Genomic DNA, 21593 nt, shown 5'->3' with positions numbered 1-21593 from the left:
CGCTGAATCGTCATGCCAGCCCACTGAGACCGGGGGTGGCGCACGCAGGGCCGACGCTGCCGAGCGGGATCACCCAGCCTGCACAAGCGCAGCGCGGAAGGCTTGGGGGGACGGCCGCGGGGAGCGCAGCAGCCCTTGTGGGCGCTGGGGCGGAGCCCCGCGCGAGGGGGCGTGACCGAAGGCCGGGATAGGAGGCTCGGCGCGCGTAGCGCGTAGAGCCTAGTCGGCGAAGCCGACGCGCCAATTCGATAAATTCCTTATTCGACTAAGGCAAACACAACACGGCGCCGATCGACCTCCTCAAGAGTTGAGAGCCGACCGTTCCCTTTTTGGCGATGGAAGAAAGAAATGATCTTCCTCGGAAAGGAACGATCTGTTGTTAGAGTCTCCGCACCCGATACGCTCATTAAGATGTCCAAAATTCGACGAATGAAAATTGTCCTAACTGAGTATCAGTGCATCCCTCTCCTATGCACGTGCCAGCGACGTTAAACTGCCGTCGTTGTTGAAAGATTTTGAAGACGCCTGAGAGAGAAAGCACAATCATCAATGGCCAGACTGCTATTGAGATGGTTGGAACGCAGGTTGTGTGTCAGAGTGACCGCAACCAGCTTGGAGCAGGAATTTTGTACGAACTGGACGGACTAAGCTAACCATAAGGGAGCCCAGCGTGGTTGCAGGGGCGCCGATTAAAGCGCAAATAGCGAAAACAGAAGGCGTTTTGACCCACCAGCGAGGTTCGCTCGCGTGGTTGCGGAGACGGCAGCATCAAGATGAGCCCGCTGCCGACAAGCTCCACTGCTAGGATCGAGACCTTAGTATGTCGGGAAGCAGACAAACCCAACACAAACGTCATCCAAACTGTCGACTATTGCTTGGCACGAAGAATGCACACCCCTAGCCATGCCTAGGAGCTTTCCGGGCATGGCTACCATCGCAGGTTGCGGCCGTGGCTGGCCACTGAAGTTAGCGGCGCGTGACATAAAGCAGACGGCGTCTGCTCGGCCGATACCGACGGGCGTCTTGTCACGTCGCCGCTAACTTTCAACGGCGTGAATAGCGGGTTAGTAGTGCGCTTAGAGCAGAATGAACGGGACGCGCTGGAGAGGGCGCGAAAGACCTCGGAAAATGAACGCAGAGAACAACTTCGCGGCCCGGCTCCTTGACGCCGGACGCCTAGCAGCAATCGCGCGTACATGTGGCTTGAAGGCGGATGTTTCATATTACGTCGACGAGGCGCTCAAGGAACTTTGGCGGACCAGGTCACCGGAAGAAGCAAAAGCGATCGCAGAGCGTTGGGTCTTATGGGACGCAAAAGGGAAGCCTTGGCCGCGCATGCCCCCACTGGAAAACGTCGTCCCGTTCAAGCGGACCGGCGCGGCCGAGATGCCGAGGACGCCCTTGCAAGCAATCCGCGACTGGTTCGAAAAACAAGATGAAGACGTGCGATGTGAGATCGCCGGCATGGCGGCGCTTTTGATTTTCGAAGGTGGCAATCTTCTCGACTTCAGCAACAAGGAATGGTGCGACCATTTGCGCCGATGGCTCAGTGAGACGGGATTACCAAACCATAAGGTCGTCGGCCGTGCTCTGACGTTTCGCACCTGTTTCGAGTATTTCTCGGAGAGCAGGTTCACCGAAGCGGCGTGGATGCGATCCAAAGAGGCAGCCCTAAAAATCCTTGCAGATGCTGGACTTGACCCAACCTCCGAAGCTGCGAGTCTCGCACCTATTGCCCAAAAAGTGCTGGAGACCTTGCCCGCGCGAAAATGCCGCTGGATCGAAGTAGGCAAGTCCTGGAGCAAACTCGTCGATACCAGACTGGCACCCCGGGTCCTCAGGGTCTGGAGCGCCTCGCATATGGAATAAGGCAGCGCCTGAATGTGTGCCCGGCGCGGCGCCCCAATACAGCAAGCTGATGGAGTCGTCATCCGTCTCGAAAAACTGAGCCAACACCTGCGGGACAAACGACAGAATACAAACCAGACCGCCCACAGCGAAGAGGAAGCGCCGCTCAGAATGCGACGTTGTAACCCAGTGGCAAGCTGGCCTGGCTCGTTAGCAGGTTGATCGTGCCGATGATCCAAGCCGAGGAGAACGTAAGAAGGGCGGCATTCTTGATTTCGGCGAACTTGACGAAATCGATGGTTCGGACAAGTTGCGTGGAGAGAGTCTTCTCGAAGGCTTTTTCTTGATTGTCCTTCATGAGCTTTCTACCATCGGCTCGATCAAAGAATAGCTGGTACTTCTGCCGCCTGCTGCGTCTTTCTTCAGGACGCCGAGTGCAACGAGTTCATCAATATCTCTCGAAGCCGTCGCTTGGGAAATCTTTGTCAACTTCGCCCACTTGGATGAGCTCATTTTTCCATGGAAGCCATCCAGAAGCCGGTTGAGAACGGCCCGCTGACGCTCATTGAGTTGCTTTCCCGCATGTTCGTCCCAGAAAGTAGCCTTCCGCAGAACGCTGGCGAGGACCACCGCAGCCCCGTCAAAGGCACGGTCCAAGCAATCTAGGAACCACTTAATCCACTGGGTGATATTCAGGTCGCCTTTTTGGGTTCTTTCGAGAACCGCATAGTAATCGTTCCTTTCGCGACGGATCTGGGCCGACATACTGTAGAAGCGGTGCGTGATGTTCTCGGAACGCGCCAGCATTAGATCGGCGATGGCTCGCGCGATGCGTCCATTTCCATCCTCGAAAGGGTGTATGGTTACAAACCATAGCGATTCGATGTGGTTTCGCGGCCTGAGTAGCCGTGCAAGGTGCCAACGAGCCCCTCACTCAGTCGAATTGCGGCCGATGAAACAGAAGAATGCGGCCTCCGGGTAGGCTTTCGGCCGTGTAGGGCTGACCGTGGATCAAAAAACAGGTCATGGGGACGCCCTGGCTCGGCAGAAGGCCCAGGTCTTGGAGCATGTCGATCACGAGAGGCGAAGCCTCTCGTGGGCCGTGCCTCCAGTCTTGGCCGAACAACTCTCCAAGTTCAGGCACTTGCGGGGCCGACTGATGGCTCCATGCCGAAGCCGCAGACGGCAGTGGAAGGTTTGGCCCCAGTGCCGAAGGGGCATCCTTTCGTAATTCGAGCGTGGCGGATGGATTAAACCCGGGTACAGGGCCGCCATAGGTATGCAGGGGAGCCGTCGGCGTCGCAAGGGCAGCTTCACCCCGCAAAGCGAACCTAGGGTGGTGGATAAGTTGAACGTCGTTGGGCCCTTTCGGTCCCAATACAGCCGTGTAGCGTTGACCGGCAATCTCATAGTTCATCACCGGATTTTCCGCATCAGGCAAGAAGTCCCAATTACCCAACTGAGAAAGCATCATGTCGGGTGCCGGCTGGGTGCAATGGGAAAAGTCCTTCGGTACGGCGAATGAAACATCAAACGTGTCGCCGACGGCGAGAGAGCGCAGATGAATAAGCTGAATATCATTGTGTCCTCCGGGTCCTAACACGGCAGTATAGGGCTCACCGTAAATGTCGTAGGTCTTCACCGGCTGCGTCGCGTCCGGCAACAGACCCCAATGGCCCAGTTTGGAGCGCATCATATCCGGCGCGGGCTGGTTGCCGTGGGAGAAGTCATGTGGAACGACCAAAGAAGCGTCAAAGCTTTCGCTGACTGGGAGTGGCGTTGTGGCCAGGGCGGCACCGCCTTGGTCAATCATCCGTGCGAAGTATTGTTCAGAGGCAAGGTTCTGCAATCGCGAGTTCCGCTGTGAGGTTGCAGCATCAAGAAGCTCCTCTCGGCCGGCACTTTCAATGGGCACGTTGGCAGTAGAGTCCAGTTCCCGCCAAAACTCCGGACTAACAAGATCGTCCGCGACCATGAAGCCCTCAAGATCCGCGGCTTCAAGAAGCTCTTCCTGGGCTACGCTTTGCACCGGCGAAGGGACGACCGGATCCACCCGCGATGCCAGTTCCGGTGCATCGAAGGCCATCCCAGGCGGCAAATCATCTCGATCGATGCCATGGAAACGCTCTGCCTGGTCGGCGCTCTGCAGGTTCGAATGGGAGGCTGAGCTCATCGTTCGCCAAAGCGCCAATTGATCGTCGGGCGCGGCTGCCAGCAGGCTCTCGCGATCCGTAGCATCGAAAAGCTCGTCCTGAGCAAACCGCTGTAGGGACGAGAAATCGGGGGCGCGCACTCCCTGCCAAAGTAACGGTGCATCGAAACCGGCGACCGCAAGCTCTCCGCTCCGCTCCGCGTCATCGAAAAGCACATCCTGCGCGACACTTTGTATGGGAGACTGAGCGGCTAAACCCATTTCGCCCCAAACCTGCGGAGCATTGAAGCTGCCAGCCAGCAATACGCCCTGATCCGCAGCATTCCCCAAAGGCTGGTTCTCGACAGTCAGCATGGACGAATGCGCGGCCGGCTGTGTTGGCAGATGCGAGCCGCCTCCTTGTCCTTCCAAATTGTCCTGCCTGATGATCGCGCGATAGTCGCGGAGTCTGTTCAAGGCGTAGCGGAGTTTCTTGTCATCCGGGAACAAAGTATCGGCGTGACCGCGCAATTTGTCGGCACTGAGCTTGGCAATGGACAGGGGACGGAGAGCTGTCGCCAGCTTCCGGAGGCTGCTTGCGTAATTTCCGACCGTTTTCGCGTCGATCCCGCGACCGAAGCCTGCCTCGGCGGCCTTCCTAATGAGGCGTTCGTCTTCGTGCGATGGACGGTAATGTGTCGTGATCCGAACGGTGGCGCCAGGCTTGCGGTAGCGGCTGACCATCAACAATGCTGGGGCGATAACCTTATCGTTTGGCAGCAGCTTCTTGGCGCAATCGAGCAGCGTATCATCATCGAGGGTCGCCATTGATTTGCCATCCTGCTTCAGCGCCTCAGCCAACTTGCGAAGGCGGCGATCGTAAATGCTGATGGTTGTCGACCCGGGCGGTGGTCCTCGCTCGAGGGCCGCACCAGACGCTGCTTGGATCAGGCGATCGTCTTCCTGAGTGACATCGTAAAGCTGCCTGTGAGCATATATAGGCCCCAGCTGTTGCACGTCTGCCAGCTGCTGCTCAAAGTGGACTTGCTGTGGCTGCGGTTGTTCCACGGTTGTCTCAGACGCAGCGGGACGATTGTCGGCAGGGTTGATATTATTGAATTGGTTCATGGTCGCGTCTCCGCTTGCATCGGTCTCGGTGCCTCGCTACTAGCGTTGGCTGTCCAAAACCTGACATGGCCCCCAAGCAAGACAGAGAACGATAGGCTAACAAGGGCGGCACCCAAGGCGATGCAGTGTGTTCGCGTCGCGAAAAGGAGAGCGCGGGATGACAAAAGAGTCGAACTGGAGTTCGAGCTGCAATGCGATGCGAGGATCTCGATCCAACGCTCAGCTCGCGATCGCGACGATCCCAGGCCTGTCATCGTGATGATCGGTCTGCCATTGGGCCGAGTTCGCGATTGATGAGAGGAGAGCGTATCGCTCCTTCAGCCGGATAATCCCTCCCCTCATGAGAACGGCCGTCGGCCAATACTGTTTGCGCTATGAGCGTCCTATTGAGCGGAAGATCAGCGTACAATGTCGCAGTAGATTCCGCGGCAGCATCTCACGATGCGCAGGTGATGACCTTCCGGGGAGCGAGTTGTCGGATGCCCACATCGCACGGTTTGTGGGAGCTGACGGCACCAGCGCCGCCGTGTGCGGGCTTTCTTGGGACGATCCGCAAGTCGATGTCGTTCTGATCGATCGTGGATGGAATATTCTGTAGCTATTCACCTTGCTGAATTGTAAGCGCAACGTTGGTCTCGTCATGGCAGGCATGTGGGTCAGGCCCGTTACGCTCTCTTGTACGCTCGAACTCCCATTGGAGAGCGGCTCGTTGAATTACTGAAGACGGCAAGGGCTTTTGGATCGATCGAGAGGCACGAGATCAACGGCGAAGCCGAATCGTCCGTCATCTTGCGGGAAAAGCATCTACCACCTCCAGTCGCACCAGTTGAGCAAAAGGCGATCCTTGGGGCTCTCTTACGGGCAGGTCCCGGCTCGTGCATTTCGCCGAAGCGCGGCTCTGATCCGCCTTCTGATACTAGTCCAGCTGGTGCGGCGAGCTTCCATCGGTATGGCCATTCCTCACAGCGCGCGGGCGGGGGTCCTACAGCATTCCGGCTCCGGTTTGGCAAATTCACACGTCCTGCAAAGCAGAAAGCCATCCGTACCGTTCATGCGGTCGGCGATTTCGCTAAATATCCGGCCTTCGAACAGATCTTCGTACTCGTCGCACAAAAGATTCCCAAGGACATGACGCCGCTCAAAATCCATGCAGCACAAAGTAACATCGCCGTTTGGAAGAAGGACATTCCGATGCTGCTGTTTCCCATTGCATGTCAGAGTGCCGGCGATCGGCTGCCGGGAGGTGATCATTCTCGGATCTATACGTCCTCGCCTGCTACTCAGCGGCCGCAAGCGTTGTAGCATTTTGGCGGGGATTACGTCGGCTAGATCAGGATGGATTTTACCCAGGACCACAAATTGAATTGAGGGAATGTTTGCCTCAATCAGTCGGCGCATGACATTGATGTAGTTTTTTCCGACGAGGCGGCTGTTCATATAGGTGCCGTCGTCGGGTACGTGAACGACGAAAGTCTTGAACCGGAGCACTTGCAAGCGCCGAACGTCAGTTCCGTTCATTCCAACAAGGGTCGTGAAGATCCGGACGTCGTGGCCGCGTGCGTAAGCATGCTCAACCATCGTGCTGCAATGCGGATGCAACCAGGGCTCCGAATATCCGGCAAAACTAATGCCGGTAGCTGTCGGTACGCGTGATAGACATTGCTTGAAATCCTGAACACCCAGATGCTTGGCTTGGGATACGAGCCTTTGGCGATCTGCAAACTTGTCCTGGGAGCAATAAGAACATCTGACGATGCAGCCGGTGGTCGTGGTTATCTCCAATATCTTGCTACCAGGATCGGCCGCGCGCAGATTCTGCAACGTCGTCGGGTATGCCGTCATTCTCTTTGATCCTTTCAGGTGGAACTGCTGGAAGGAGAGCAAGGGGCGGTCGGCAATGCGCCGGGTTCAACAACGCGTTTGCTGTACGTGGCGCCGATCTCTCGGGGTCGAATGCCGCTTTCTACGTGCTGACTGCGCATAGTACCGTTCGCTGTCACTGACATCCTCGTCTAGCTTTCGCGTGAGCCGGGCGCCAGGCCTGGCCTCCTCGTCGCAATGGTCTGCGCAGAGCTTGCCGAGCAGCGGCGATGCTGATCAGAAGCTGACCGGGCGAAACGGCTATTTGGAGTTCTGCCGATGACGGTGCCAGGTCCGGACCATCCTTTTTACTTGTCGCGCAAGCCATCGTCCTTGCGAATGGTTCCGCGGCCATGAACTGGGTGGATAGCGATTGAGCATCGTAGCCTTGGAGACGATCGTCCTCGAGAGCTCCTGTCTCGTTCAGGTGCTGGGCTGCCCGCCAGGATGTTGGATTAAGCAGGCGTTTGTCGGGTCGAATAGAACATTTGCGTACTCTCGGTGGTGCTGCGGCTAAGTGGTGTCATGGAGGATGAGCAGCGCTAATGATTGTCGTCGCACGCGCTGCGGCCCAAAAATAGCTTCAATGCGGCCGTGAGGAGCCAAAGAGGTTCGCATTTGAGATATTCAAGACCTGGAGAGCTGTGGTGGCATGTCAGCTATTTGATTTCGAGCAACGATATAGCCGATCTCAGGCGATGCCAGCGTTGCCGTGATGGTTCTAAGGTCCACTGGATTGGATCGACTTGGAAAGTCAATGCGATCTGTCCTGCCAGAAATGGTAGGAGAGGCCGGCTCGCGCTTTGAGATACTCTGTTGGAGCGAGGACATGCTCGCAACCAACACATCAGGGCGGTCGTGGAGAGCGACTATGCGGACCCGTATGCTCTCGAATGAACAAAATCTGCGGAGACCATCATGAAAGCGAGATCGGCACGTAGAGCCGATGAGGCGTCGAGTATCCCGCTGAGCAAGCTGGATGTTAGCGAAGCCAAGCGCTTTCAGGATGATAGCATATGGGAGTACTTCGAGCGGCTGCGAAGGGAGGATCCCGTTCACTACTGCCAAGACAGCTGCTATGGCCCCTATTGGTCCGTCACGAAGTACCGCGATATTGTCGCGGTGGATACAAACCATAAGGCATTCTCGTCAGAACAGGGTGTCACGATCGTCGATGTGCCTGACGAGCACTGGACCCCGAGCTTCATTAAGATGGGTCCTCCAAAACACGCCGGGCAGCGCAATACCGTAAGTCCGATAGTTGCACCGGATAACCTGGCGAAGTTTGAAAGTCTGATCCGCTCGCGGGTCAGGGTGATTCTGGACGGGTTGCCGCGCAATGATCCGTTCAATTGGGTGAATATGGTCTCGATCGAGCTGACGACGCAGATGCTTGCCACGCTCTTCGACTTTCCCTTCGAAGACCGACGGCTCCTGACCTATTGGTCAGATGTAGCTGTCACACCTCCGAGAGCCGGCCATCCCATCGATAGCTGGGAAAGGCGAAGGACAATCCTGTCCGGATGTTTTGAGTATTTCACGCGACTTTGGAACGAGCGCATTAATGCCGAGCCGCGCCTGGACCTGATTTCTTTGATGGCACATTCGCCCGACACGCGCCATATGAAGCCGGATGAGTTTCTCGGCAATCTGATCCTGCTGATCGTCGGAGGCAATGACACCACCCGCAACTCGATGACCGGCGGCGTCTTATTCATGAATCAGTACCCCGGCGAGCTGCGAAAACTGCGCGATAACCCTGCGCTCGTGTCGAGCGCCGTGTCGGAGATTATTCGATACCAGACACCGATCGCCCATATGCGCCGCACCGCCGCGGCAGATTGCATTCTGGGTGGCAAGCAGATCAGCAAGGGCGACAAGGTCGTTATGTGGTATATCTCTGGCAACCGGGATGAAGAAGTCATCGAGAATGGCGACAGCTTTGTGATCGACCGCAAGAATGTGCGGCAGCATCTATCGTTCGGATTTGGTATCCATCGGTGCGTTGGTCGGCATCTTGCACAACTGCAGTTGAATATCCTCTGGGACGAAATATTGCGTGCAGGGCTAGACGTAAGCGTTGTCGGCGAACCCGAGCGAATCGCATCTAATTTCGTGCACGGCTATTCCTCACTCCCAGTGCGGATTGCAGCCTAGTCCCTGATCGCGTCGGCGGCACGCGGCACGCGGTGCGGTTGGGCTCGTCTTGAACCGCATTCGTTGACGCCGCTAGCGAAAGCGGCTTGATCGGCGCCAAACAATCGCTGCATGTCGCGAGCCGGTCGGCAATCAGGCGGGCGTTGACGAGCCCGTGTAAGGAGCGACAGTTGAGCCAGCCCGGCGCCGTGCAGGCGCCGGACAAGCGAAAAAGGCAACGCCAACGGTGCCCCCCCCAATGCCCTATCTCCGGGCCGCCTGGATAGCTGCAACGGTAAAGGCCGATGAGCTTGATATTGAAGATTGTAGCGGTGGCAGCGATTTTCCTTGGAGAAGCGATTTCGATCATCGCCGAGTTGATTGCCTCAAGGCGGTTTGGAAAAGCCGGCGGGGATGTGACAATGCTCCTGCCGATGTTTCTGCTGATATCTTTCGGTGGCATCCTTCTCGTTTTCGGATACGCGCTGGGCTACATGCATCTGAAGAATATCTGGATCATTGTCGCAATATCGGTGGGAGCTATTCTGGTGGTGGAGCCGATACTCACTCTTCTCCTCTTTAGAGACGTTCCGACAACCGGTTCGCTGATCGGGCTGATGCTCGGTGCGCTTGGTACGCTCGCTGCCATATGTCTATGAGGGTATTCTGATTGAGCCTGGATGGGTGCTGGCTTCGGCGAGATGTAGTTTGAATAGGACCTGCGCAACGTCGGTTCTGCTCGCTTCGCACGGAGGCTAATGTTGTTGCTGATCGGCTTTCAACGTTTCATCACGGTCGGTGCGTTGCCGTTGGCTTCGTAAACTCTTCTCGAAGTCTCCTTGCCGGATAGTGAGACGCGTGCGGGGGTCGTAGATCTTGATCGATCTACGCTGGCCAATTTCTGCCTGACCACAGTCGTTGCCTGGTGTTCTCCAGCATTTGGATCCAGTTCGTGTGAACTCACCACTGCTCTGGAGGCAGGATGATCACGGATCGCCTCGCGGCCTGTACTATCGCATTCGGAAAAGCAGATCACGACCAGGACAGGTCAGTCCGCGGTCATGTGCTTCAGCTGATTATTCGGCAACCTACGCGGTCATCCCCGCACTTCAGCAACATAGGAGGTGCGACGGGAAATGAAGCCACAGGCCACATAATTTTTTGCGCATCCCTGGAGAACGCTCTTGGTCAGCTACTCGTCAGCCAAGCGGTCTATCCAGACAGGCTGCACATCGTCGACTTAATCGGAGATAAAGCATGACGGGCATTGGCCGATCCGGGAAATCGCACGTTGGGGCGGCAGCAGCCGACAGCACCGTGGAACTCGGCGTCCTCCCTGGAGAACGCAGTCGATCCTTCGACGCCGTCGTGGAGCGGATGCGCTCCGGGCCTCAGGAGCGAGCCGTGCCACTCGCGCACCAGCCACCAGATTCAGATGTGGTGGTGCCAACGCGGGACGAGATCAGAGCAGCAAGGCGAAGATTGGAGAGCCTGCTTGAGGAGCTTGAAACTTGTCGTCGAGCGGCCATGCGCGCCCGGGACTTGCCCGAGGCGCAAGAGCTGATCGACCAAGTCGTCAGGGCAGGCTCAGCAGCTCTGGACTACTACGCCGATCTGCCCCCAAATTTGGCGCGTCGCATTCTGCCCGACGATCGGGCCCGCCTTCTCCGCGATGACGTGCTTGACGCAGCCACCCAATGTAACACCGTGGCCAGGCAGATTGTTGACCAACTGGAGACGAAGAGAAAAGAAGCGTTGAGATGCCTCGAGAGGTTGAAAGGCATCGCTACGCCCCACCAGCTGAGCCGCTCGGTTGCAAGCGTGGCGGAACATTATGCGGCCCACATGGAGTGGTGGGGAAAGAAGACACTGCGCTTGGAGCGGATGCAATCCGTCTGCGCAGCTACTGCGGACTTGCCAAGCGCTACGCCCGCGATGCGCGAGGCCGAAGAGGCCGCACTAAGGCTGCATACCGGCCATGCGCTCAATACGAAGTGCATGTATCTGCAAACCCGGATAGCTCTCGCGGAGCTCTTGATTGACTCGCAAGCGAGCACGTTGGAGCCAGACGCGCACGAAGCCCTCATGGACGAGAACGGGCGGGTGCGTCTGCTCGGAACCTTCATCGAAGATGTTTTTCCAGCATTCGTCTCGACCGGCCATGCCGTAATGTACAGCAACGGGGCATCGCTCGACGCCGAGCATCGCGCCGTTCTGGAAGGTGTCATGGAGCGGCTTTCGGAATTCGCTTCAGGAGTGAGTTCCATGGTTGCCACGCTGAGGGAAGCCGGATCAGGAGCTGACCTTCCGTTGCAGTTGCTGGACCAGATCGTGGAAGGTGCGTGGCTTACGGCGAACGAAGTCATGCGGTTGCTGGCAGTGCAGCCAAAGTTGGCAGCCACAATTGAACCGCCGGCTTGGGCTGCGTTGCCGGAAAATACCGCCATGGTGGGCGAAAGCAGCAGAGCGCGCAGAAAGGGCAAAGGAAGGCGCGCAGCGGCCGCAGGCGAGGGGAGTTCGACGGCGCGCCCGCCCGAGCCGCAACTCGCCAGGCCCGATGCGGCCACGGCGCCGACCGGCAAGGTTATCGTGCTCTCGGACCTCGGTACCAAAAAACTCGCGACCGCGGAGGAGGCACGGGCGAGCGCGTCAACCTCTGCTACCGAGCACCTCCAGATGTGGCAGGCTCCGCCCTCCAGGAAAGCGCTGGCGGGATTACTCGAGCGACTGGACGAGCTGCTGCAATTCGATCTGCGGGCTCAGCAAAGTGCCGTCTCGCAGGCGCGCCAGATGAAGCCCGAGGACGCCGACCACGTCTTGGATCTCGTCAGTAAGCGCTTGCAGACGCAGGCGGCCGAGATTGAGGCCTGTGTAGTCGCGCTGGAGGAGCCTCGCCGCCGGGGCCTGCTCACGCCGGCGCAACTGCCCGAAGTGCACGAAAAAATAATGCGGCTCAGGGCGATGTGGTCCGAGGTGCAGGGGCAGGCAAACTCATTGAGCGGGCGAAAGGCGGCAATCACGAGCGATTGCATGAAGACCTATGCGTTTCCGTCGCAAAGGTACCTTGAACAATTGCGGGCGGAGGGGGAATTGGCGCCAGTCGATCCACCGCGCGCCTTGCAGGGAGAGCCAGGGAAGCTGTTCGAGGTCAAGCTGCAGCCCAAGGCGCTGAGCAGTGGTGCGAGGCCAAGCCCGATGTGGGTGCACATCCATACCAAGCGGCCGGTACATGCCTGGCAATTGCCAATGCTGGGGGACCGTGACTTCGCCGCTTGCCACGTGAAGTCCGATGAACAGCGCGGCTATAATCGGCACTGGCAGAACGCTCGAGCCGCCGAGGGGCACAACAACGTCGTGATCCACCGCGGCAAGCTCACACCTGCGTTTTGCAAGTCCTTGTTGAGCACCGCAGCCGGCGGCCAGGCGTTGTACCACCTTCCCGACGCTGGGCACGTGTCAGCGCAGATAGGGCGACTGGGAATCTAGTGAGCTTCTTGTCTTGCGGCAGCATGCCGTTCGATGGCAGCTTTCATGCCTCCAAGTCGGCTCGGCGGATTACCTGAGCCGCACCGGGCCTCCTCAGGCTCCATCTCCCAAAGGATGGAGCTCGGAGGAAGAGAACACGCACCAAATCCACGAGACGCTCGTCGGCCGGAGAGCCGGATCATTTCCAATCACGGGCAAGTAAGCTCTCTATGAGGCCATTGGTGACGCCGAAGATCGGCGCGTCGGCACGAAGCCAGCCGCTGAGCGCGGCAGCCGGAGAAACATGTGCGTGATCCCGAAGACGATACGGCCGGATGTCGTCGCGCTCGTCGCGAAAGGCCTGCATGTGCGCCGCCAACTGACAAGTAAACCTCCAGAGGGATTGCTTCGGATGGTTGGCATGCCAAAAGAAAACTATGCGCTCTGGTTTGACGAATCGACTTCGCAATGCACAATGAGCCCGCCTATCCGTTTGCTTCTCTTGGATAAGGCGACGAGAGCCCCAGCATCCCGGCCTCCAGGCCCCCAGAAGATGCTGGGGTTTTTCGTTCTTCCGAGTGTCCCAGCCGGTGAGGGCGGAGCTGCTTCTCTGCAAACATTGATCCTGTGACGGCCACGACCGCGTCGGCGTGGCGGGAAGCTCGTTGTGCTCTGCCGGCATTGCTGTCAGGCTCGAGCGTGGAGCTCTGGCGATTATAACGGGGCCATATTGGCCTATCGGCGAGCGAAATACCTCGCTTCCCTCCGACGACAAGTGCGACGAATTTGAAGACGATACAGATCTCGGCGGACACTTTGATGGTCGACGTGCGCTACCCGGTCAGCTCCCCCGCGGGCCACTCCGATCAGGCATTATAGATGCCGCGAACGCTGCTTCCGATTTTTCCAAGCAGCGCAACAAGAGATGTCGCGCTTTCTCGCACCCTTTTAGCCTCATCCTCTCGTCTGTGACTTTCTGTATGGATTCAATTCGCTAGCGGTCCGATAGTCATCCAGATTCCCGCCCAGAAACAGTACCTCGCGCTCCTCGGTTGGGGTATCGCTCACCCATGCAAGATTGGGTTCATCATTCTCGGTCCCGTCCTCAAGGATACTGACGATCTCTTCGGCCGTCCAGGTGGTGACCCGTGGCACCGTGTAGGTGTGCAACTCATTCGCGCTTTCCGCAATTGCTTTGGCGCCATACTCGTTGTCATCGTCCGGCGACAGGAGCAGTTGTGAGGCCTCCTCGGACAGTGATACAAAAGGCGAAGAATAGGTGTCCCCTCTCATGTGCGCTGCCGCTGCGCGACCCAGATCAAGTTGTTGGCCTCCCCAAATATTCCAGGGGGCGACATCGTAACGCAAAGCCGCCATGGAACGCAAATGGTCCATCGCGCTTTGACGGTCCAGTACATGTGGCTTGCAATGGCTGGCGTGATTCTGAAAGCGCTGCAGCTCAGCGTACGACGATGCCACCACCTCGTCGTAAACGCGACCACGATCGATGCCGCCGGCTGATGGCCCAGTTGCTTTCGACCATCGTGCCGATTTTTGCGCAGCGAGTTCGATTTCTCTTCTGAGTTCCGCAACGGTTGCGCAGGTCAGCGTCGCGGCAAGCTGAGCGCGCGTCCTGATAAAGGATGCAGCTGCGCACCGTTCGTCCCCCTGAATAGCCTGCGCTCTCAAATTGCCTTCCGTGTCAGTCCGGGACGATCCGGCCCCGGGCGCATCTGATGTTTGGAGGCTCGGCTGAGGCTCTCCAAGCCGCTGCTCAAAGTCTGCTTGCCCGGTTTCTTCTGGTTTCTGCTCGACGCAATTCGTAAAAGCCGCAGACGGGCCGATATTGTCAAACGGGTTCATTCCATTTTCCCTTTGGTAGCCTTGTCGATATCAATCGGACAAGTTGATCCGATTTGAGCGAGCCGCGAGGGTCGGAAACCGAGACATGCACAAACGGCTATAAAATGGAGCGGATCTGGTTCTCGACGGGGCGGTATGTTGAGGGGATCCCGCTCCTTCTTCTGTTCCAGATTTTGAGCCCATCAAGCCCAGCCTTGTCCGGATATAGACGGTCTCATTGCTAGAGGGTTTAGCTGTCGATCAGCTGACGAGTTTCATCGCTTGAAGAAATTGAAGCACTTGCGACTGTGCTGGCCGTCCATTGTTCATCGCAGAGCTGATTTTGGCGAGATGGCGCCATCGTCGCTAAATCCAGCAGTGCGAAAGTCTGGCAGACGCAGCCCGGCGGAGGCGCAACGATCCTGAGCTTGAGTTGCGTAAGGAAGGCTGCCGAGCCAGGCTTGCATCGATCGTGAATCGATGCCCGAACGTGCCGCTCGAGACGCTGGCTCTGGTCGGAATAGCCGATCTTGTCACAGCCATCGGGCTCGTGACCGGTTGGCGTTGCGTGGAAGCGACATTGTGCTCTACTGGGATTCCTGACGGAGCGCGAGGATTCGCGTGGGCTCGGCGACCTGGACGGCGTCGGGCAGCGCCTTTGCCGTGGCCTCAGGCCAACATCAAGGACGCCGCCAAGATGGCGTGTTGCGGTTCGATCGAGATCGTTCAGCTGTCCTCGACGGCAAGCCCAAGCGCAAATGCTTTGCTGAGGCGGTGCGCGCTATGAATCATCAGAGCGGTACCGCCTCCAAGCACCCAATCAGGAACAGGCTGTCCGTTGGATCGAAAGCGCTCTAAACCGGTAATTGCTCCATCGAGCAACAGCCGCCAGTGGGACAAGATCGCTCTCCAAATCCAGATTTTGCTCGCCCGTTTTGGTCTTCATGACCACGTACGCTTCGGCAAGCTTGGACTTGGAGATACCGTGACCGGCAGCAAAGCTCAAAATCAAGTGCGGCGAAACGTCGGTGAAGAACGTCGCGACGTGGACTGGCCACTCGCCAAGCTCCGCCCGCGCAATGCAGTGCTGGAGCGTTGCCGCGCTGATATCCCGCTTGAACGGTGCGTTGACCGTGGCCAAAACAACCTTGTCGACGGCCGAGATGCCCCCGGCCGTACTAGTCTTGTGCTCCTCGGTTGCTACGTAAGCCATCGACAAAATATAGACTTTCCTCTCGATTAGTCGATCATTGGAGGCCTAGTAGGTTGCAATTTCGCGGTTTTGGCCCTTTTTGGCCCCTTACATGGTTGGGCAGGTTCCGCAAACTCGCGGGTGCCGACGCCTTTTTTTTCACCGGATAGGACTGACCCGCCGGCTGTCCGGTTGGGAGGCTAATTCATTCTCCGCCGTCCGCACTGAAACGACAGCCTCGTTCAGCCGATTTGCTGCGTCGACGTGCTCCGGCTGGGCATCTGAGAAAATCTCGGAGGTTACGGACACCACGATGCCATCCCCCATGGACTCGACATTCATGCCCTCCGGAGGATCGAAATCACGTCGGCCTTTCACGTACAACATCCAGCCGCCGGCGGGGCACGTAAGGTCTAGATCCATCGGCCCCTCATGGAGCCATTTGTTGCTCATCACATCAAAGCCAAGATGGCTCCATTTCTGCATTTCTGCATTGACGAAAGCCTTGCGGTGTGGCCTGCAGCGCAGCCATAAGAAAAAGGAACTAGTAGAGCGATCTCCGCAATCGGTCGTATCGGCGGTGAAGAAATCGCGTATACGCTCATCCGGAAAGTGACGCAGGGGCCGTCGGGAACCCCGTGCAGCCCAACCAATGCAACGCACCTTGTGCCAGGATCAATGCTTCGATTGCTTCGACAGATGTATCGATAGCTTCGATGGCTGGGCGAGAGCTCGAGCATAAACGGCTCCGCTGACTCCGATTGACTTAAGGCGAGGCCCTGCCGAGATATCCAAACGTATCCATTCCGTAGATAGACCCAATCAAGAAAATCAATTTTACCACTTGCGGTGAGGTCATATAGACGTGGCGGACGGCTGGGGCCAACCTAGGGAAGCGACTCTAGAATGAAGAAATTCGTGATTGTGACTGCGAGCGCCCTCGCGCTTGGAACGGCGGCGGTGCCGACCTTTGTTGCTGAGGTTGCCGCCCAACCGGTCGCCACCAAGGTGCAGGTAGCCGATACGTCATATCCTCAATGCGCGGATGACCCGTTGGATGGTATCTGCGACTTATTCTTCTGTTTGACCGATCCCTCGTGCGTGCAGCACTAACGACGGAAGACAACCAAGCATAGAACGAGGATAGAGGCGCCGGCCGCTAGCTGGACAGCGGTCGCGTCCTCCTCCTCCGGCTACAGCCGACTTCCTGTTCTTGCCGGTGAATGATGCTAGCGCTACAGACCTCAATCGCCTTGGCTCCCATTGGTCGTTCCTGCTGGTGGATCGCCGCGTTCGGCTCGTTGCCTATCACTATGACTCAGTTCTAGGATATAATGATACGCAGCAGGATCGCTGAACGAGTCGCGGTCAACCTGCAAGACGCGCCCATAAGCCAGCAGAGGAATGAGTATGACTGCGGCGTCGTCGCGGTTGATTGCACGCGGGCATTGGTCAGTCGATTAGCGGCAGGTCCGCAGCCAGACCTGAACCTTAGAACTTCGTCGTCGATCGGCGGGCACTGCAAAGCCGTCTGAGAGGCTGAACGCGGTCTGGGACTCGCAGGCGACTCGGCGCGTCCCATATGAGGCTTCGCCTGGTCGAGCTGGCTGAATCTGCTCTTGATGACGCGGCCAGCCGGTCTGTGAGGAGCACTGCGGACAGGAAAAGAAGTGCGCTGGATCGCGGCGTGCGTGCGAGCATCCCGACAACTCCGAAATCCGTCCGAGGCAAAGAGGGCAGGCGGACAATGTGGGCGGACGTCGCTACTCGGTGTTCGCGATTGAGCATACCGGGTGCAATACTTTCCAATATAGCCGCGAACTTCAGAACGCCCGAATACATTTATCTCGCCGTAAGCCTCCAAGGCTCACCTGCCGGTAAAGATCAAGACTTACCGAGCACATGTGTGCGTCCGGCTATGTTCAAAGGCCAAGCCAACTGCGATTTGATCAAAGCCGTTGCGTTCCGGTCTCTGAAGCTGTTCAAGTTTCGCCACAGGAGCTTTGGGATCGCGCGGATAAGGACTGGGTGCTTAACAACGATCAGGCAACGCGCACTGCTGAGCTCCGCTTTGTCACCAAGGCCGGGACGAGATTAAAACGCGGGTAAAATCGTTGAGTTCAGACCTTCTGCCTAATGTCGCCTCGGCGCGCTTCGAGGTGAGATCCATAGCGCTCCGTCGAGTTGTCAATCGCCAAACAAGAATCGCAAAATTCGCAGCTGGCGTTCAGCCACCCCGCCACAAAAATGATCTCTCATGTGAGAAGGCGGACGACAACCTACCAGCCTTGGTGAGTTGATGACCGTGCTGGATCGATTGATTTGAAGCCAAGCAATGATACACAGGAAAGTCCTGCGAGCCCTCATCGAGCATCTTCATGTGAGCTCGCATGGAATCATCGTGCGAACAGGGCTATGTCGGCTCTTTCAGCCTCAGCAAAGCGCATTTCCTCTATCCGCTAGATATGTCGAACGGCAGCACGTTATCACCGGTTTCCGAAATTTTGCATGCGTACTGGCGCTCCGATCGGTGGTTGCTTCTCGTCGTTGTCGCAGTGGTGCTGATCTCAAGCGCGACCAGCGTCGCAGCGCCCTATGTATTTTCATGTCTCATTGACCGTCTCCCGCGCGAGCAAGACATGTCGGTGCTTGCGTGGGGGTTCGCAGGCTATGCGGTCCTACTCGGGGTAGCCTCCGCGTTGCAGCGCATGCTGCAGTATCTGTCCTTCATGACAGCCGAGAACCTGGGCTTCATCGCTGCAACGGGCTTCTTTGATCGCATCCTGAGGAAAACCGCAGCCTTTTTTCTTGAGCACAATCCCGTAGAGATACAGAATGCGGCCGCGCGCGGGCGCAGCGCCCTGACGGCGTTGGTCCAGCTTGGGATCGTCGTCTTCATCCCTGCTGCAACACAACTTCTACTTACGTTCGCTACTCTCGGCGCGCTCCTCAATATCCAGATCGCTGCAATCGTCGTCATCTATGGGGCAGTCTTAATTACATTGACGTGGAGTTCCACGCGTCGGGCGTACGTGTTCCTGGAACGAGCCAGAGAAGCCGGACAGGACAATGCGCGTTTCGTTGGCAACGTCATGAGCTCCATGGACACCCTGCGCTATTTCGGCAGTCATTCCTGGATGAGCCAGCGCTTTACGATAACGGCGCGGGAGGTGCGTGATAACTGGCGCGCCTATGTGTTGCAACGCGTTGCCTACATCGCCGTGCTCGGCCCAGCCGTCGCGCTACAATTTGCGGTCACGTTTTTCCTTCTCATACCTGAATACCAGGTCGGGGCGGTCACCATCGGGGATATGGTGCTATTCAACACGCTTTTACTTCAGCTCAATATGCCATTCGAGATGGTTGCGCGTGCCATCTCTGACGCGGCGCGGTCGCGAGCCGACCTCATCCCTCTGGCTAGACTATGGGCCGCACCCGAAGAGCGGCGACCATCTCACGCTCAAGATTTCACGCCCTCCGCTGGCCAGCTCTCTTTCGAGGGCATTGGTTATGCCTACGACAACGGTCGTGGCGTTACGAACGTCTCGTTTGTGGCTGGGCGGGGTGGAATCACCTTCCTTGTCGGTGAATCGGGATCGGGAAAATCGACAATCTTTAAGCTCGTCTTGAAATCGATTGAACCGGACCGCGGTCGTATTCTGGTAGATGGAACCGATATAGCGGGCATCGAACGCGCGGATTGGTATGCCGCAGTTGCTGTCGTGCCGCAGGACGTGATGTTGCTCAATGAGTCCCTAGCCGACAACATCCTGCTAGGGCGGCCCCGCAACGAGGTGCGCCTTCGCGCTGCGTCGGAAAAAGCCGCTATTCTCCCCTTGATCGAGGCCTTGCCTGAAGGATTTGACACTGCAATTGGAGAACGTGGTTTGAAGCTTTCCGGCGGGGAGCGCCAGCGCATTGCTATTGCCCGCGCGCTTTATGGCGAGCCGGCGATCCTTCTTCTTGACGAGGCCAGCTCCGCGCTCGACGAAGAAACCGAGCAGGACATTATGAACCATATCCGTACGCTAGCCAAAGATGTGACCGTGCTGGCGATCACTCACCGCAAGGGCGTCGTTTCTACAAGCGACGTCGTGGTCGACCTGACCGACTGCGGCTTATCAGTGACATAGGCGAAGTGAATGATCGGCCCGGCGCGTTGACGCCGCACAGAAGGTGCATCGCCGGACGAGATGCCTTCGCCGTTCAAGGAGCTGCCCACGTCATAGAGACCATCCTCGGTATCTATGATGGAATCGGGGCCCTGTGCTCCGGTAGACGTGAAGTATTCCAGGGTGCCGATTGCCAATCTGCGACGCCAGTCGGCAGGGGCGGGTGTAAGATTGGCGATCGGCCGGCTTGCGGTCGGAACAGGCTCCTTCGTCCTGAATTCAGGCTGCACCAGACGGAATTCTGCGCATATGTGCCGCGATTGATGAGCTCGTCGACAAGGTAGACATCGCCCCACTACCCATTACTTGCGTCCGGACGACAACATCGGCCACGATGCCTTCGCGGCATTGGCGAGATGGACATGGTCCTGCGCCGTCACCTGGATCGCAGGCGTCGCCCTTGCGCGCATGCGCTTGACCACGAGGGTGGGTATGCAACTCAGGAAAACGGGGGACGCGATCTTTTCAGAGAGCAGGCGGTACTTGGGGGCGTGTCGAGCGCGTGCCGACGGCGTTTTTCGATCCCGGCAAGCAGCCGCCTTACTCATGGCGTCCGCTTTGCCGATCGCAGGTGTTGTTCAACCATCGCCGGCCGAGATCCTTGAACTGCGGACGGCGCGATGTCGGCCTCACACCGACACGGATTTTCTAACGAAGCTCTGGCAAAACGGGATCGAGTTCTTCCTGCTCAAGCGTCTTGGCTCCATCTTCTGCCAGGTACGCTGCCAGCCGCGCGATACCGGACTGTGGTGAGCATCTGGCGGGTGCGGATTTTTTGGACGGCACTTGTCCCGAGCGCTCGGCAATTTCGGCGCTCATCAGGTGGGGGCGGATCGGTCGGCCGATGGCGCGCTCGATGGTGTGGAAGATCCAGGTCCCGTCGGGATCGATGTCCGACCAATGAAAGATTGGCGTCTGTTCGGATACCGACCCTGCGATCATCCGCAGTGCCTGCTGGGTGGCGAGCGAGGGGTAACCGCCGACGTACATCGTCGTTCCCAGTCGACCGGGGTCCGCCTCGGCAATGTGCCGGTTGAAGCTTGCGAAGTTTTCGATCGTCAGAATGTACGCCGGCGGCTCCCGAAAACGGACGCGATCTGCTTCCTTGGGAGTGATTCCGAGATAATGCGGAGAAATCCTGGAGAGGTCGGCTCCCTCGAGGTCGATTTTTCCTGCGACCAGCAGCGGTGGCGCGAAGCGTTCCAGTCCGATTGCCCGCAGTGCCTCGCGGGGCCGCGCGCCGGGCGGAAACTCCAGGATGCCGCTCAGGAGCCGCACGACCGCCCCCTCGATGCGTTCGAGCGTCTTGCTGTGACCCACCGTCCGTCGCGAGAAGGTCTTGTAGTCGACGTCCAGATGCTTGTCGTCCAGGATGGCCTGGGCGAGAACGAAGGCGTCGCGCAGCATCTCGACGTCGGACGACGCGAATCCGTGCCACGTCTTCCCCCGTCCCCAGACCTCGGCGATTTGGGAAGCGCTGTTCTTCAGAGAGTCGCGCAGCGCCGATCCGGCGGCAAGCCTTGCCGCAGCGTCCTGCGCAATCCGTGACGCGGGGGTGCGGTCGAGATATCGGTATAGGATCTCCGCCGAGGCCAGCCGCACGTGTGCGACCTGATCCCGCTTGACGCCTCGGCCCCAGCCAACGGACACCGCGCCGGTACCTTCGGCTTCCCTGATCTGTTTGAGGAAGCCGTCCGCCGCGACGACCGAGGCGAAGGCGGCATAATCCGGGTGCGCGATCGGGCTCGCGGCGCCGGCCTCGAAGCGATCGAGCAGGTCATTCAAGAGGCCGTTCGCGTCCGTGAAACGCCGCGCCATG

General features: G+C 58.1%; 15 protein-coding genes and 1 pseudogene. 6 read left to right on the top strand and 10 right to left on the bottom strand.

Translation table 11 applies throughout. The features are described 5' to 3' along the window. The first annotated feature begins 1128 nt into the window (after positions 1-1128). Positions 1129-1869 carry a hypothetical protein gene (locus tag J2R76_RS19845; protein WP_253624691.1) on the top strand — a complete coding sequence of 247 codons (741 nt, stop codon included), beginning with the start codon at positions 1129-1131 and terminating at the stop codon, positions 1867-1869. 145 nt (positions 1870-2014) lie between these two features. On the opposite strand, the gene J2R76_RS19840 is transcribed toward J2R76_RS19845, so the two are convergent. The 5 genes and pseudogenes from J2R76_RS19840 to J2R76_RS19825 all read right to left on the bottom strand — a co-directional run bounded on the left by J2R76_RS19840 (position 2015) and on the right by J2R76_RS19825 (position 6949). Next, on the bottom strand, positions 2015-2206 hold the full coding sequence (locus J2R76_RS19840; RefSeq protein ID WP_253624690.1) for a hypothetical protein: 192 nt from the start codon (positions 2204-2206) through the stop codon (positions 2015-2017). Further along, positions 2203-2655: a Fic family protein gene (locus J2R76_RS19835; RefSeq protein ID WP_253624689.1), complete on the bottom strand. Its 453-nt coding sequence runs from the start codon at positions 2653-2655 to the stop codon at positions 2203-2205. Before J2R76_RS19835 ends, J2R76_RS19840 begins: the two co-directional genes overlap by 4 nt. Beyond that, positions 2656-2733 (bottom strand): annotated as a pseudogene (locus J2R76_RS40675) (Fic family protein); the annotation flags it as partial. 49 nt (positions 2734-2782) lie between these two features. After that, a complete protein-coding gene (locus J2R76_RS19830; RefSeq protein WP_253624688.1) occupies positions 2783-5107 on the bottom strand; it encodes a hypothetical protein in 2325 nt (774 codons plus the stop codon). 960 nt (positions 5108-6067) lie between these two features. Continuing rightward, the gene (locus J2R76_RS19825) at positions 6068-6949 is read right to left on the bottom strand and encodes a radical SAM/SPASM domain-containing protein (RefSeq protein WP_253624687.1); all 882 of its coding nucleotides are present in this window, start codon (positions 6947-6949) and stop codon (positions 6068-6070) included. Between the two features lie 936 nt (positions 6950-7885). On the opposite strand from J2R76_RS19825, the gene J2R76_RS19820 reads away from it, so the two are divergent. The 3 genes from J2R76_RS19820 to J2R76_RS19810 all read left to right on the top strand — a co-directional run bounded on the left by J2R76_RS19820 (position 7886) and on the right by J2R76_RS19810 (position 12589). Then, positions 7886-9124: a cytochrome P450 gene (locus J2R76_RS19820; protein ID WP_253624686.1), complete on the top strand. Its 1239-nt coding sequence runs from the start codon at positions 7886-7888 to the stop codon at positions 9122-9124. A gap of 284 nt (positions 9125-9408) precedes the next feature. Beyond that, positions 9409-9762 (top strand): hypothetical protein, encoded by a 354-nt coding sequence (locus J2R76_RS19815; protein WP_253624685.1) that lies wholly within the window; start codon positions 9409-9411, stop codon positions 9760-9762. A 598-nt stretch (positions 9763-10360) separates the two neighbouring features. Beyond that, positions 10361-12589, top strand: a complete 2229-nt coding sequence (locus tag J2R76_RS19810; RefSeq protein WP_253624684.1) for a hypothetical protein — start codon at positions 10361-10363, stop codon at positions 12587-12589. Between the two features lie 178 nt (positions 12590-12767). Here the strand turns inward: J2R76_RS19810 and J2R76_RS19805 are convergent, their stop codons facing one another. The 4 genes from J2R76_RS19805 to J2R76_RS19790 form a co-directional block, all read right to left on the bottom strand. Then, a complete protein-coding gene (locus J2R76_RS19805) occupies positions 12768-12935 on the bottom strand; it encodes a hypothetical protein (RefSeq protein WP_253624683.1) in 168 nt (55 codons plus the stop codon). Positions 12936-13522: 587 nt separating this feature from the next. Then, positions 13523-14431 carry a hypothetical protein gene (locus J2R76_RS19800; RefSeq protein WP_253624682.1) on the bottom strand — a complete coding sequence of 303 codons (909 nt, stop codon included), beginning with the start codon at positions 14429-14431 and terminating at the stop codon, positions 13523-13525. 799 nt (positions 14432-15230) lie between these two features. Next, complete coding sequence (locus J2R76_RS19795; protein WP_253624681.1) at positions 15231-15629, bottom strand: hypothetical protein; 399 nt, start codon at positions 15627-15629, stop codon at positions 15231-15233. A gap of 132 nt (positions 15630-15761) precedes the next feature. Further along, on the bottom strand, positions 15762-16088 hold the full coding sequence (locus tag J2R76_RS19790) for an Imm52 family immunity protein (protein ID WP_253624680.1): 327 nt from the start codon (positions 16086-16088) through the stop codon (positions 15762-15764). A gap of 420 nt (positions 16089-16508) precedes the next feature. Between J2R76_RS19790 and J2R76_RS19785 the strand changes: the two genes are divergently transcribed. Both J2R76_RS19785 and J2R76_RS19780 read left to right on the top strand, forming a co-directional pair. Next, complete coding sequence (locus J2R76_RS19785; RefSeq protein ID WP_253624679.1) at positions 16509-16715, top strand: hypothetical protein; 207 nt, start codon at positions 16509-16511, stop codon at positions 16713-16715. A gap of 1277 nt (positions 16716-17992) precedes the next feature. Continuing rightward, the gene (locus tag J2R76_RS19780; protein ID WP_253624678.1) at positions 17993-19735 is read left to right on the top strand and encodes an ABC transporter ATP-binding protein; all 1743 of its coding nucleotides are present in this window, start codon (positions 17993-17995) and stop codon (positions 19733-19735) included. 687 nt (positions 19736-20422) lie between these two features. On the opposite strand, the gene J2R76_RS19775 is transcribed toward J2R76_RS19780, so the two are convergent. Next, complete coding sequence (locus J2R76_RS19775; RefSeq protein ID WP_253624677.1) at positions 20423-21592, bottom strand: Wadjet anti-phage system protein JetD domain-containing protein; 1170 nt, start codon at positions 21590-21592, stop codon at positions 20423-20425. Position 21593: the final 1 nt, after the last annotated feature.

Origin of the sequence: Bradyrhizobium sp. USDA 4532, assembly GCF_024171315.1 — a bacterium.
Lineage (GTDB): Bacteria > Pseudomonadota > Alphaproteobacteria > Rhizobiales > Xanthobacteraceae > Bradyrhizobium > Bradyrhizobium australafricanum.
The sequence above is the reverse complement of the archived record's forward strand: the minus strand, read 5'-3'. Positions and strand labels throughout refer to the sequence as shown.